At 39.7% G+C, this 14,475-nt stretch carries 10 protein-coding genes; 5 read left to right on the forward strand and 5 right to left on the reverse strand.

Going from position 1 to position 14,475, the window contains the following annotated elements; translation table 11 throughout:
• Window positions 1–111 precede the first annotated feature (111 nt).
• On the reverse strand, window positions 112–2,277 hold the full coding sequence (locus ACOKFD_RS15385) for a DUF5723 family protein (protein WP_422858728.1): 2,166 nt from the start codon (window positions 2,275–2,277) through the stop codon (window positions 112–114).
• A 580-nt stretch (window positions 2,278–2,857) separates the two neighbouring features.
• Between ACOKFD_RS15385 and ACOKFD_RS15390 the strand changes: the two genes are divergently transcribed.
• Together ACOKFD_RS15390 and ACOKFD_RS15395 are read left to right on the forward strand one after the other, a co-directional pair.
• On the forward strand, window positions 2,858–4,705 hold the full coding sequence (locus ACOKFD_RS15390; RefSeq protein WP_422858729.1) for a CBS domain-containing protein: 1,848 nt from the start codon (window positions 2,858–2,860) through the stop codon (window positions 4,703–4,705).
• Window positions 4,705–5,904, forward strand: a complete 1,200-nt coding sequence (locus ACOKFD_RS15395) for a succinylglutamate desuccinylase/aspartoacylase family protein (protein WP_422858730.1) — start codon at window positions 4,705–4,707, stop codon at window positions 5,902–5,904. Before ACOKFD_RS15390 ends, ACOKFD_RS15395 begins: the two co-directional genes overlap by 1 nt.
• Window positions 5,905–5,910: 6 nt before the next feature.
• Here the strand turns inward: ACOKFD_RS15395 and ACOKFD_RS15400 are convergent, their stop codons facing one another.
• Window positions 5,911–6,651, reverse strand: coding sequence for an HAD family hydrolase (locus tag ACOKFD_RS15400; RefSeq protein ID WP_422858731.1), 741 nt, complete (start codon window positions 6,649–6,651; stop codon window positions 5,911–5,913).
• Window positions 6,652–6,787: 136 nt separating this feature from the next.
• Here ACOKFD_RS15400 and rpiA point away from each other — a divergent pair, with 136 nt between their 5' ends.
• Window positions 6,788–7,468 carry a ribose-5-phosphate isomerase RpiA gene (gene rpiA / locus ACOKFD_RS15405; protein ID WP_422858732.1) on the forward strand — a complete coding sequence of 227 codons (681 nt, stop codon included), beginning with the start codon at window positions 6,788–6,790 and terminating at the stop codon, window positions 7,466–7,468.
• A 13-nt stretch (window positions 7,469–7,481) separates the two neighbouring features.
• Here rpiA and ACOKFD_RS15410 read toward each other — a convergent pair whose 3' ends face one another.
• From ACOKFD_RS15410 to ACOKFD_RS15420, 3 genes are read right to left on the reverse strand one after another with little or no spacing between them, the layout of a single operon-like run.
• Window positions 7,482–8,345, reverse strand: a complete 864-nt coding sequence (locus ACOKFD_RS15410) for an MORN repeat-containing protein (protein ID WP_422858733.1) — start codon at window positions 8,343–8,345, stop codon at window positions 7,482–7,484.
• Window positions 8,346–8,375: 30 nt separating this feature from the next.
• Window positions 8,376–9,203 (reverse strand): DUF2490 domain-containing protein, encoded by an 828-nt coding sequence (locus ACOKFD_RS15415; RefSeq protein WP_422858734.1) that lies wholly within the window; start codon window positions 9,201–9,203, stop codon window positions 8,376–8,378.
• A complete protein-coding gene (locus ACOKFD_RS15420) occupies window positions 9,200–11,158 on the reverse strand; it encodes a hypothetical protein (RefSeq protein WP_422858735.1) in 1,959 nt (652 codons plus the stop codon). The genes ACOKFD_RS15415 and ACOKFD_RS15420 overlap by 4 nt, the downstream gene beginning before the upstream one ends.
• Before the next feature lie 226 nt (window positions 11,159–11,384).
• Here ACOKFD_RS15420 and ggt point away from each other — a divergent pair, with 226 nt between their 5' ends.
• Both ggt and ACOKFD_RS15430 read left to right on the forward strand, forming a co-directional pair.
• On the forward strand, window positions 11,385–13,088 hold the full coding sequence (ggt, locus tag ACOKFD_RS15425) for a gamma-glutamyltransferase (RefSeq protein ID WP_422858736.1): 1,704 nt from the start codon (window positions 11,385–11,387) through the stop codon (window positions 13,086–13,088).
• Window positions 13,089–13,192: 104 nt separating this feature from the next.
• Window positions 13,193–14,473, forward strand: coding sequence for a dipeptidase (locus ACOKFD_RS15430; protein ID WP_422858737.1), 1,281 nt, complete (start codon window positions 13,193–13,195; stop codon window positions 14,471–14,473).
• Window positions 14,474–14,475: the final 2 nt, after the last annotated feature.

The following is a 14,475-nucleotide window of genomic DNA, read 5'->3' on the forward strand; positions in this document are numbered from 1 at the left end:
GATGTTTGGTTGATTTAGATTAAACTGCCTAAGCATTGCTTAGGCAGTTTTGCTAAAAGTCTCATGAAGAATGTTGGTAGCTAATCCAATTAAAGCAATGAGAACAGATAGCTATTTTGTCAAGTTGATTTCTACTCTTCGATTTTGTTTTCTTCCACTACGTGTTGAATTACTGGCAATAGGTTTTTCCTCCCCAAAACCAATTGCTTTTAGTCTATTGCTAGCGATACCTTTATCAATTAAGAAAGTACGAACGGAATTAGCTCTTGCTTCAGACAGTTTTTGATTACTGGAACTACTTCCTACACTATCTGTATGGCCTTCTACTGTAAAAATAGCCGATGGATACTCGTTTAGTATTTGTATGATATCCACTATAGTGGCAACGGACTCTGTCCTGATAGTTGCTTTTCCAGTATCAAAAAGAATGGTTCTGGCATAATCGTTCAACTGCTTTTGAACTTCTTCTGTGACTTCTGGACATCCATTGTTTTTTTTTGTTCCAAAAACTGTTGGGCATTTATCATCTAAGTCAACTAGTGAATCCCCATCAGTATCTGGACACCCTTTGTTCTCTATTTTACCTGCAATTTCGGGACATCTATCTTCTCGATTCCTAATCCCATCATTATCTTTATCTGGACATCCATAGAGTTCTGGTTTGCCAAATACATTTGGACAATCATCGTCTTTATCCAAGACACCATCTTTGTCTGTATCTTTCCAAGGACAACCATTGTTTTCTTCTGGACCTTTGGTGTCTGGGCAGTCATCGTCTTTATCTAACACACCGTCTTCGTCCCTATCTTCCCAAGGGCATCCATTATTTTCTATTGGCCCTGCTATTTTGGGGCAGTTATCTGACTTATCTTCAATTCCATCATTGTCTTTATCTCTTAGTGCTTTCTGATATATCGGAACTTTAAGACCTGCATATAAGTCAAGAGATTTTGTATCATTTCCGATTAAAGAGCTAAGTATTGACCCTGAGCCTATGTATAGGGGTCCGGCCCTTAGGCCAGCTCCCCATAAAAAACCTATATCTTCAACTATGCGTAAAGGAGAATAAACGCTTATCCATTTGCTTTCTAAGCGAGGGGAGAGGGATACTTCATTTAAGATACGGTTTGAGTTAAGCTTATTTGCTTTGATCAGAGACAAATCTGTATTAAGGTTTAAGTAAAACAATGAATTGATGTTCCAGTCAACATTTGCATGAAGCGCAGAAGGTAAATTGGAATCCACAGGGCTGTTTTGTGAACTAATCAAGTCGAAATTGTTTCTGATAGCCTCTTCTAAATCCTGTCCATCAAAATTATCGATGCTTTGGGTCGTATTCAAATCGTATACTTCATTAAAACCGTCACGATTATTGATTTTTGATATGTCTGTCACTGATGCCCCGAACTTCAATTTGTATTTATTAACCCCTCTATTGGCAACGGATTTTCCATTTCTTATCAATTTATCGGTATTTTCGTTTTCTGGTCTCCATTCATAGACCAAACCTAAATCAAACCCGAAGCCATTTGCATTACCTGATTCGAGAAAATTATCAAAGTCAACACCGGTGTTGAAATCATATTCTCCATAGGTCAACTGGCCAGAAGTGGTAATTGAACGGGTATTGGCATCATAGTCCAGTGTTATATCTTGTCCTTGTATGTATGCATTTTGTACGCCCACGAGATATTTTAGGGTGATTCCCCCTTTTAAAAAGTGTTCTTCTTTATCAAGTAAGGTTCTAGCGTATGTGAATCCGAACTCAGTCCAAACATTTATTGCACCCGAAATATCTCCTTCATTAATAAAGAAGTTTTCGTCTTCATTAAAGCCACCTTCCTTATCTATAATTTCTCCGTTCACATCGTATAAATTGAAAAATGTGCGAGCTCTCGAATATAAGGCTATAGAGTTTTTTTCATTTAAACTTAACATGAAGGAGGGGCCTAGTATATCAAGGTTATTTGCTAAAAAATTGTTTTGATTGGGTGTTTTATTGGCTTCATCAAAGACGACATCAATATCATCAAATGCATCACTTAGATTTACCCCTATATAATCATTTCCGAAGAAAGCACTGATTCCTATAAGATTAATGTCCAACTTCATTCTTGAGTCAGCAATGTTTGCTGGATTGGAAAGTACTCCATGGACTCCATTGTAATTGTCCGTTAAGTACCCAACATAGGATTGGGAATTGGCAATGCCACAATACAAAAGAATAATGTGGAGAAGCAATTTTTTAAAATTCGTAGTTCTTGGTTTAAAAATCATGATCCTTGGTTTAAGATTGTTTATTGATATAGTCTTGACAGACTTAAAAACGTAGCAAATAGAAGACAAATAGGGTTTGCTGGATGGGTCAAATCCATGTAACAAGGTTTTCAATTGATGGATTGGTTGTTTGGCTTAACCGTGTGGTTTTGAAATTGAGAAATCGAGCAGTAACTCTAGTTGGTTTTTTTTAGTTTGATAGGACTCTAAACAAAAAACCATTGTCACCAAGGAATTTTTATTCCTTGGTGCAATGGAAACCTCAACTAAACTAAACACTTTTTTGACCAAACAATCCAAAAGTGCATTACTAACTACTAGTCTTTTAATTGATTGACAAAAACCAAAATCGAGACGTAATTGCTGTACAAATGTAAAACGACGACTTGCTTAATTTTGATTCAAATTAACGGATGCAGGTTTTCACTTTACGGATACAGGAGATGAACTAGTGGCTAGATAAATTACCTGTATCATTGGTATTAGAAAGTACTTGGCTAAGTTCCAACCACTGGGGCTGATAATTGTCATGTTTTCATCAGTATTGGATGGTTAGCTTTGTTTGTCAAGTAGTTATACCATGGGTGAAATGATAAAACAGCGCTCTCAGAATACCACGGAGCGAATGGCTTTTGCGCAACACCTTATCGATGACATAAAGGCTCTGGGGTTGCTCTTAGAAAATGGAAGTTTTGAAGATAATGTAGTACGTATAGGGGCCGAACAGGAGCTTTGTCTTATTGATGAGGAATATAGGCCATATGGTGTGAATCTAAAATTACTTGACGCTATTGATGATGACCATTTTACCACAGAATTGGCTAATTATAATATTGAAATAAATCTGGACCCTTTTGAACTCAAAGGGAACTGTTTTAGCTTGGTAGAGGACCAGCTGCGAAATTTGTTGCAAAAAGCTGCTGAAAAGGCGGATGGTATGGGAGCCAATCTGCTATTGGCAGGCATTTTACCAACCATTGGAAAAAAAGAGGTAGGGTTGGACTACCTAACTCCAATACCCAGATATTTTGCCTTGAACGATATGCTCAAAGCGTATAAGGGAGGGGATTTCAACTTGAAGATTCGAGGGGTGGACGAGTTGTTTTTAAAACATGATTCGGTAATGTTTGAAGCCTGCAATACAAGCTTTCAACTCCATCTGCAAATACCCACACACGATTTTATCTCGAGCTATAATTGGGCCCAGGCCATTGCCGGCCCGGTACTTTCGGTATGTTGTAATTCGCCCATGCTCATGGGCCGGGAACTTTGGAAAGAAACCCGTATTGCTCTTTTTCAGCAGAGTCTGGATACCCGAAAAACAGCGTATGCCCTTAAAAATCAGACACCCAGAGTAGGATTTGGTGATGACTGGGAAACCGGTAGCGTTGCGGAGATTTTCAAGAAAGATATTTCTAAACATAGAATTCTATTGACGAAACATATTGAGGAAAATTCCTTGGATATAGTTAAAAGTGGAGGAGTTCCTAAGCTGCCAGCCCTATGCTTGCACAATGGTACAGTCTACCGATGGAACAGACCTTGTTATGGTGTAGGAGGTGGAAAGCCACATCTTCGAATAGAGAATCGATATATACCTTCAGGCCCATCGGTATTGGATGAAATGGCAAACTTTGCATTTTGGGTGGGATTGATGAAAGGGAGGCCAAAGTCCTTTGACGATATGCCTTCCCAGATGGATTTTAAATCAGCCAAGACCAATTTTATAAAGGCGGCCCGTACAGGTAAGGAAACACTTTTTTCTTGGTGTGGAGAAGCTTACAGTGCCAAAAAATTGGTTTTGAACAAATTACTTCCCATAGCGTACAAAGGATTGCATAGATGTGGGATTGATGATCAGGATGTCGAACGGCTTTTGGGCATAATTGAAGCCAGAACCAACGGAAGGACTGGCGAACAATGGCAAGTGACCAATATAAGAGAACTGAAAAAAAGATACAGAACAGATAAGTCTTTGGTTTTGTTGACAAAGCATATGGTGGAGAACCAATCGAAAAACCTTCCTATTCACCTTTGGAAAGATATTGACTTGCAAGAAATCAAGAGAAAACCAAAACTGGTCAAAGAAATCATGACCTCTCATGTGCTAAAACTCTATGAGGATGATTATGTAAGTATGGCCATGGCCATTATGGAATGGAATCAAATCCATCACATTCCAGTTGAAAATGATCAAGGCGAATTGGTTGGACTTCTTACATGGAGTTATCTGGAATCTTTGGACAAATCAATTGATTTCGAAAAAACAACCGTTGCAGATGTTATGATAACTAAGATAGTATCAGTAGCTCCGGATGAAAAGATTGAAAGTGCCAGCGCTATCCTAGAAAAGCATGAAATAGGTTGCCTTCCCATTGTTCTAGATAAAACTATCGTTGGAATTCTAAGTAAATCTGATTTAGTTTGATGACCCAGCATTCCAATTCTTATACTTCCATCACAGAAAATGTACATCGTGTTATTGGCCATTTAAAGGGAGCCAAAGATGGTCCAACGGTCGTGTTTTTTGGAGGAATCCATGGAAATGAACCTGCCGGAGTAATTGCTTTAAGACAGGTGTTTGAAAAACTGCAAGGAAGCAAGGAATCTCTTTCCGGTGAATTTATTGGAGTAACAGGGAATCTAAAAGCCCTGAAAGAAGGCGTTCGTTTTATTGATGAGGATCTGAATAGAATTTGGCTTCCAAATCAATTGGGGGCACAAAAAGAAACTTCTAGAACCTTAAACGCCGAAGAGGAAGAAATGGTCGAACTTCATTCCCTTATTGAGCAAATTATTAATGGGTTGAGCCCACCCTTTTATTTTATTGATTTGCATACAACTTCTGGGGAAACGGAACCTTTTATAGTGATGAACGATAGCTTGCTAAACCGAAGTTTTACCTCAAATTACCCTTTGCCTGTAATATTGGGTATTGAAGAATACCTTACTGGTGCTTTGTTAAGTCATATAAACGAAATGGGACATGTTGCCTTCGGTTTTGAAAGTGGACAACACTCTGATGAAAAGGCCATTGTGAGCGCTTTTCACTTTATTGAATATACACTTGGGCTTGTAGGTTTTACTCCTATGGAGAAAGTTGAACTTAAAGGAATAAAAGCAAAGCTTCAACAGTATACTGAAGCGCCCCAACGCTTTTTTGAGATTTATTATCAGCACTTAATCCAAAAGGGAGCCTCTTTCAAAATGCTTCCCGGGTTTGTTAATTTTCAATCTGTACCCAAAGGCATGTCAATTGCAATGAACGGAAATGGACTAATAAAAACGGATAAAAGAAGACAGATTTTTATGCCCCTATATCAAGACAAGGGATATGAGGGCTTCTATTTTATAAGAAGAATCCCTCTGTTTTATCTTTGGCTGTCCAAATACCTGAGGAAACTTAAAGTTGACGGATGGTTATCCCACTTACCTGGGGTGCGTTGGGCTTCATCAAAGAAGGAAACTTTGGTTTTGGATAAAAGAATCGCCCGTTTTTTTGCGAAGTCTTTCTTCCATTTATTGGGGTACAGGGCTCGGGAAATGGATGAAACTCATCTACTGCTTAAAAATAGGGAGCGAAATTCCAAGACTGCTTTTTACAAGAATGCGCCTTGGCGCAAGTAAAACATCTTAATCTTCCATACGAAGACTCCTAATAAAACTAAATACTCTAGATTCCAATTCTTGAAGCTCATCCACGATGAACTTGGGTTCCAAAAGATTACAATCATGAACCGACTTTCTGGTAATATCATTGGTAACTGCAAAAACGGACATGTCAGCATTTTGGGCAGCCTTTATGCCATTGGCCGAATCTTCAATTACCAGACATTCTTCGGATTTTAATCCTAGAATATTTTTTGCTTTGTTATAAATGTCGGGTTCTGGTTTTCCTTGTTCGACATCATCTCGAGTGAGCACTAAATTGAATTTGTCAAAAATACCCATGGTTTGGGTGACTTTTTTGGCTTCCGGAAGATGGGACATTGTTGCGAGGACTAGGGTATATTCTTCGGCATACAATCTATGGAACAAACCAAGGGTAAATGAACAGAAATGATTGGACAAGAGTTCAGTGTCATCAAGGATTTTCCTGTATATCTTCAATCTTCTTTCAATCAGTTTTTCGTGAACAATCGAAAGGTTTTTTGTCTCTAGGTGATTGGTCAATTCATTACGGTAATGGTTTGTTAGCCCACTGACTACCTCTAGTCGTGATAAACCTACAAATTGGTAGAAAACATCCAAAACGTGTTCTTTTTCCACTTCGTTTTGAGTCAGTTCATTAATCGCTATGGCATACGAACTAGCTTTTAATACCTCTGTCTGGATTAGGGTTCCATCCAAATCAAAAATTACTGCCTTGATCATATCAGCATTGGCTTTTATAGGATTAGAAGCAAGCTAAGGGTTTCAAGTGGGAAAAAGAAACAGAGGGCAACTTCATAACAAAATGATAAGCTCCGGATACCATATTTCAATACTTTTAGAAAAAGAAAGATTTTGTATGCAAAAAAATGAAAAGCAATTAGCTGCTGAAGCATCGATCGAATTTGTGAAAGATGGAATGGTTGTTGGGCTGGGAACCGGCTCCACGGCAGAGTTCATGATTCGTCAGCTTGGTGAAAAAGTTGCGAATGGTCTTTCAGTTATTGGCGTGCCATCTTCAGAAAGGACGGCAAATATGGCTCAAGTACTGGGCATTCCTTTGACCACATTGGATAAAGTAGATAAGCTTGATATTTATATTGATGGTGCAGACGAGATAGATACCCAATTCAACATGATAAAAGGAGGAGGGGGAGCTTTACTACGTGAAAAAATCTTGGCCTACAATTCAAAATTCAATGTAATCATCGTTGATTCCAGTAAAAAAGTTGATAGTTTAGGGAAGTTCAGATTGCCTTTGGAAGTAATTCCTTTGGCTCAAAAAAAGATTATAGAGCAGTTAAAACAACTTGGACTTAACCCAGTTTTAAGAAAAGAGAACAATTTGGAATATAGAACAGATGAGAACAATTTCATTTTAGATTTGGATATATCTGGCTATCACAATCTTAAAGAATTAAATTCAAAACTTTTGGAAATACCCGGTGTGGTTGAAACTGGGCTTTTTATCAATTTTGTAAATGTATTGGTGTTAGGAAAGGATGGAGGGGTTGAGGTGACCCATGTAGATAGAAACTGAAATAAAAACAGTTCTATTTACGACGCCTATTGGGCTCTTGAACAAGCTCATCATCTTCCCAAATCCCACTGGCTACTATGTCTCCTTTTTTGCCATAGAAAACGCCTTCTCCGAAGCGTTCATCAGCTTTCCAATGGCCTACATATTTTTCTCCATTTGGCCAGTAGTAGGTACCTTGCCCATCCCGTTTGTCATTAATGTAGGTTCCTTCATAGGATTGCCCATCAGGCCAATAAAACGTGCCCTCTCCATGTCTTTGGTTATTTTTCCATTGCCCCTCATAACGACTTCCGGTGCTAAGCAGCGCTACTCCCATACCATTGGCCTTTTTGTCTTTCACGTCTCCAACATAGTGAACAACACTGCCTTTGCTGGTTACGAAGGTTAAGTACTGTCCGTTGGCCTTTTTTCTCAATTGCTTTTTAAGTCTGGATACTTGTGCACGCATTTTTTCAACAGCAAATGTCAAGGAGTCAATCGAGTTGATTTCATTGGAACTTAGTTCCTTGACCATAATAGAGGTGGTATCCAATACAGCTATACTATTGGAATCAGTCTCATTTTTTTGAGTTTGAAGGGCCAAAAAAGTCTTGGCAAAAGCCATTCGCATTTCTAAAGCTGCCCCATCACTCTCTGTTCTAGGTTCTTGTCCTTCACTATAAGATTCAATTGCGTCGTTGTAATTTCCTCGAATCAATAAAGAATCACCTTGAAGCAGTGCCTCGTGCATGGCCAAACGTGAAAATAGATCTTGTTTGGTTTGTTGATTGGCCTCAAGTTCTTGTTTTAATGTTCTGGAGTTGGACCAAAAATATAGTGCCAACGCTGCAAAAAAGAGCGCTAAAGCGTAGGTTAGTAGAGGGCGTATTTTTTTCATGATATCTATCAACTATATTGATGTACGAGATTAATCATCAAAATGGATGGATGGTAGCTTATTTTTAACTTTTCTGAAATCTGGAGAGAAATACAGATGAATGCGAAATGTCCAATTCTGCTTGTAAATTCCGCCGTTTTCCAAAGTCTGTCCAGTTGAATACATTAAACCGGCGGCAACTGTCAATCTGGGTTGAATAATGTACCCCAGAGTGGTGGTCAATCGTAAATCTTCCATGGGGCTTGCCACAACTGCCTTTCCACTTTGCATGATAAGCTCTGCCTCTGGAGAAACATAGAAAGTACCGGGTTCAAACTTATAGTTGTTCAATGGCACTTTGGCCCTGAGCATATACCGCCATCGATTTCGGAAAATATATTCACTGTTCTCAGCAAAACCTTGAGTCCATCTATGCTCTATCCGTATCCTATGATAAAACATGGTACTTCCCAATGGCATGGCATACTGATATTGGTGCCAAATACGCCACTCCGGAACCACACTCCGGTCCTCAGAAGATTCATCAGTATTGAAATTAACACGTAAGACACCACCAAGACTTACATTAAAACTTTTTGAATAAATGTAGCCAATAGCGTGTCTATTGTAAATCTGACCAATTTGTCCAATGTAAGGGGTGTTTTCAGTTTCTTCAAACCGAAAATGGGTCTGGGCATCCCAGAAAAGTCTTTTCGAAATCCGAATGTTACCATAGGTATTGAACCATACCCTGCCAACAGGTTCTTTGAATTCTGCTTCCTCCGGAAGTATATTTTCCTCTTGTGCGTGTCCTACAGATAAACCAAACAGCAGAAATATACATGCTGTAACACTGCCAAATACAATATGCTTTTTCAACGTTCGGCAGTTTTAATGTTGGACATTATTCCCAATAACTCCAAAACGGATTCTGGGTCTTGCTCTTTTCTAAGTTTCCGTTCCAATTTCTTGGTAGGCTCATCACGAAGTTCAAGAAGACGTGTTTGGATATCATTGATTAATTGGAGTATGTTGGGAGCCTCTTCGCACACCGTAGGGGAGTCTACAAGGTCTAGGACATAGGGAATGAGTATGTTTTTGTGAGCGGCCGTAATTCGTTTTTTAACGTCTTCGTCCATTATTGTGGCGGTAAAAGGATTCCAGAATGCATCCTGATATGCTTCTTTGATAATACGCTCCTGCTCTGGTAATTTTGATACTGCTGATGCCAATTCACCTAGATTTTGAAGGCAGGTCAATACATTTTGACCATAATCCAATTTTTCATCAGACTCTGGCATTTCAGCATAAGTTTTCAAAGTAGTTTCTTTTGTTGCCAAAATTCCATTCAAAGCTCTTTGTATACCCAGTCTATCCGTAGCCAACAAAGTGTCAATATTGTTTTCCAAAAGCTGAGTTTCCTTAACAAGCAGTTCGTCAAGAGTTAAAAATTGCTGTTGTTTCTTTGCCTTTTTAAGCCACTCGGACATGCTCTCCGAAATACTGTCAAGACTACTTTCTACATACTTGGCCATGTTTTGAACATTGGCCATGTTCATTGCCTGAGCTTCATACTCTGGAAAAGACTCCAAGTCCCAAAAAGCGTTCGAACCCGCTTGGTTGGACATTTGTATCTTTTTTTTGGGTAACCCATTAGGCCAGATTTGACGGGTTAAGGTTGTTCTAGGTAAAAACTCAATGGTCTGTTGGTCATAATAGGAAATGAAAGCCCCCAGAGGCTCCAAGAAATTACTTTGCAATCTTTTTACCACATTGTAATAGTAGTTTGCTTCGGTATTGGAACGAACCAAAAGTTCCAACTGGGGATTGCCCAGAAGGGTTTTGCTTGTTTTTGAAGCGGAACGATAAGTTTCAACTATTTCCCTTATTTGTTTCGTTTCCAAACTATCTAAAGAATAGAAGGGCAAACGGACTTTAAAGCTGGGCATGAATTGAGATTTTCCCAAATCATTGAAAAAGGCATTAATGCTTTGATAGTGCTGAGCATTTTGGCGCAAAAGCCGGTACATGCCCATGTTTTCTGAATTTAAATCGGCTTGTTGCTCTTTGATGTACCACTTTACGATTTTTAAATACCGTTCATCAAGTACTTCCGATTTATAGGATTGGGCAGATGTATCAAAAATCTCCAAAGTCATATTTCCGTTTGGAGAGATTTTTTCAATTTTTTCCAAAAGTCCATTATCAAAATGCCAGTTTTCAGAAGATTCGCTGGAAACATCAGAATATACTGCCCAGAGGTCGTGGGCAAAACCGTCACGAAGAAAACGCCCGACCAGGGTAATTGAATCATTTTCAATTTGAAAGCTTTTTTGAGGAACTCCCTGCTCAAAAGTTATTTTGCTTTTGAAAAGCTCTTCACTGACCTCTGAATTTTCAACTCTTGAAATTTTATAAACCCAATCCCCATCTGGTTTGCCAGCGGTAAGATTACCTAAAGCGTCATGTTGAATACCGCTTGCATTCACCCGGTATTGGTATCCTACTACTTGACTGGATCGGTTTGAAATGAACTCACCAAACTGAAACTTCCAAAAACCCTCTGGATATCCCTCGTTAAAGGCTCCAGAGATGGAAAAAAAACTGTCTTTTTCCTGTAAAAGGGCATTTAGATTGGCTTTGTACATGAGAAAGCTTCCTACGGGAATTGAATCGCCTTCGACTACCTCAAACGGATACTCAGCGGTTCCTGTAAAACGTCCTGCACTCAATTCTCCAGAAAAGAGTTGGGTTTGCGATTCTCCGTTGATGGAGTAAAAGAAAAATAAAATACCGAGAATTATGTGCCTAATTCCTTGGTTGAAATATTTCATGTGTTCTATACTTTTTTCCTTCCAAACTCCGAGTAGGCAGGATTGAAAAACATACGTCTTACATACGTGCAAAAAGGCACTTCGGCCTATGTCCAATAAAAAAATATTGGTTTTTTATCATAAGGGGAATATATGTACTATACCTCTCAACCAGCCAAGTAGATGGGAGATACTTTTTTTGGGTTGAGGTTTCTAACTGATTTTCGTACTTTACGGAGCCTAAAAAATGATGATGAAAAACCTTTTCTACTACCTGTTTTCCTTTTTTCTTTTCATTCAGTATTCCATAGCGCAAGACCGCATTACCGGTGAACCTTTTGCTACTCGTTCCGAAGTTTTAGGACAGAATGGAATGGTGGCAACAAGTCATCCACTGGCAACCCAGATTGGGCTCGATGTTCTCAAAGATGGCGGTAATGCTATTGATGCCGCAATTGCTGCAAATGCTGCTTTAGGACTTATGGAACCTACGGGATGTGGCATAGGGGGAGATTTATTTGCCATTGTTTGGGATGGGAAAACGAAAAAGTTGTATGGTCTCAACGCTAGTGGGCGGTCACCACAGAAACTCACTTTAGAGTATTTTGAAAAAGAGGGAATGACCAAGATTCCATCACACGGCCCCCTACCAGTTAGTGTACCGGGTGCAGTAGATGGATGGTTTGAACTCCACGGAAAGTTTGGGTCAAAACCTATGTCAGAGATTCTCGCTCCAGCCATAGATTATGCCGAAAAGGGCTTTCCTTTGACCGAACTTATTGCTTGGTACATGCAACGTACCATTCCTTTTTTTGAATCTAAAGACTTTCCAAATATTAAGGACACTTACAAGTCCCAAAACGGAGGTAAACTCCCAAATGAAGGGGAAATCTATAAAAATCCCTATTTGGCAAGTACCTATCGAAAAATTGCCGAAGGCGGCCGAGATGCTTTTTATAAAGGCGATATTGCCAAAACCATTGGTAAGTTTATTAAAGAACAGGGAGGCTTTTTGTCTGCTAAAGACCTTGCGGCGCATAAATCGGAATGGGTAGAACCCGTTTCTGTAAATTACAGAGGTTACGATGTTTGGGAACTTCCTCCAAACGGCCAAGGAATTGCTGCACTACAGATGCTTCAAATATTGGAAGGTTACGATTTTTCCAACATTGATTTCGGGAGCACAGAACATCTTCATTTATTTACTGAATCCAAGAAATTGGCTTTTGAAGATAGAGCAAAATACTACGCAGATATGGATTTCTTTGACGTACCCGTAGAGGAATTGCTATCAGATAACTATGCCGAAAACAGAAGGGGAAAAATTGGTGAACGTGCAGGAACTTATTCGGCAGGAGAAATCTCCGCGGGGGAAACTATCTATATGACCGTGGCGGACAATGAGGGTACCATGATATCATTGATTCAAAGTAACTATCGTGGAATGGGTTCTGGTATGGCACCTCCCAAACTAGGTTTCATGCTACAGGATAGAGGTGAATTGTTCAGTCTTAAACGTGGACAAGCCAATACCTTCGAACCTGGAAAACGACCCTTTCACACTATTATTCCAGCGTTTATGACGAAGGATGGTAAACCGTTTGTGAGCTTTGGGGTAATGGGAGGAGATTTTCAACCCATGGGTCATACCCAAATTGTGATGAATCTCATTGATTTTGGTATGAACCTGCAGGAGGCGGGTGATGCCCCGCGTTGGGATCATACTGGAGGCGCCAGTCCTATGGGCAGCACTATGGAAGATACAGGACTTATACGAACTGAATCTGGAATTCCTTATTCAACCATTAGGGGATTGATGGATAAAGGCCATCGTATGGGAACAGCGAGAGGGATATATGGAGGGTACCAGGCCATTCTTTGGGATGACGAAAACAAGGTGTATCATGGAGCTTCAGAAAGCCGGAAGGATGGGCAAGCCGCAGGATATTAATCGTTAACTAGTTTAGAATACCTCAAAGAATCAAGGGGAAACCGTTTTTCTTAGTATGTTTATAGTATCTTATTCAATTATACCAAATAGTTAAATTTCAAATCATGTTTACAAAACACCAAACCTTCTTTACATTATTCACAATTGCTTTATTAATTTTTAGTTGTAAACAGAAACCTGCCGAGGAAGCTACTGGAACTGATACGGAAGAAGAGTTGGTTGCTAGAGCACTTGATATCCATAAACGAGTGCTTACGTTGGACACTCATGCAGATACGCCTCTACGTATGATTGAACCGGGCTTTGATATGGCTGAAAGACACGACCCAAATGAAACGGGTTCAAAGGTCGATTATCCAAGGATGAAGGAAGGGGATTTGGACGCTATTTTCTTTGCTGCCTTTGTAGCCCAGGATATCCGTGATGATGATGGTAACACAAGGGCAAAGGCACTGTGCCTGCAAATGATTGATTCAGTTGTGGCTTCCACGGAAAGAAACTCAGATGTAGTGGGCTTGGCTTTAAATCCTGATGATGCCTACGCTTTGGAAAAAGAAGGAAAGAGGGCCATTTATATTGGTATTGAAAATGGCTATCCCATAGGAAATGATATTTCCAATGTGGAAGAATACTTTAACAAAGGAGTACGATATATCACCTTGGTACATTCCTCAAACAACGATTTGGCCGATTCGGCAACGGATCCCGAGGGAACGGAGTATGGAGGTATAAGTGAATTTGGCTCCAAAGTGGTGGATGAGATGAACAGATTAGGCATTATGGTAGACGTTTCCCATGGTAACGATAGTGTTTTTTATGATGCGATTAAGATGTCCAAAGCACCTATAATCGCAAGTCATTCCAACGCCAGAGCAGTAACAAATCACAGACGGAATATGACCGATGAAATGTTGAAGTTAATGGCAGAAAATGGAGGTGTTGTACAATTGACCATGTTGGCGGATTACCTTAGGGAAGCTCCTCCAAATGTTGAAAGAGACTCGGCAGTTGCTGCTTTACGAGCTAGTATGAAGCCTATTAGCGAAATGGCTCAAGATGAACGAAAAGCTATGCGCAAATCTTTTCAGGAACTTAACGAGAAATTTCCAAATCCTCCAGCAACGGTAAAACATGTTGCTGACCACATAGACCACATTATCAAAGTGGCAGGAATTGATCATGTCGGTATTGGATGTGATTTTGATGGCGGTGGGGGAATTGAGGGAGTCTTCGATGCCAGTGAGGTAATGAATATTACCATAGAATTGGTTAGACGTGGATATACCGAAGAACAGATTGCAAAGATTTGGGGAGGAAACCTGATTCGTGTATTCAAAGAGGTCCAAGCGGTTGCCGAACAGATACAGGCTGGAGAATCATCTTAAAC

The organism is Flagellimonas ulvae (genome assembly GCF_049333175.1).
GTDB lineage: Bacteria > Bacteroidota > Bacteroidia > Flavobacteriales > Flavobacteriaceae > Flagellimonas.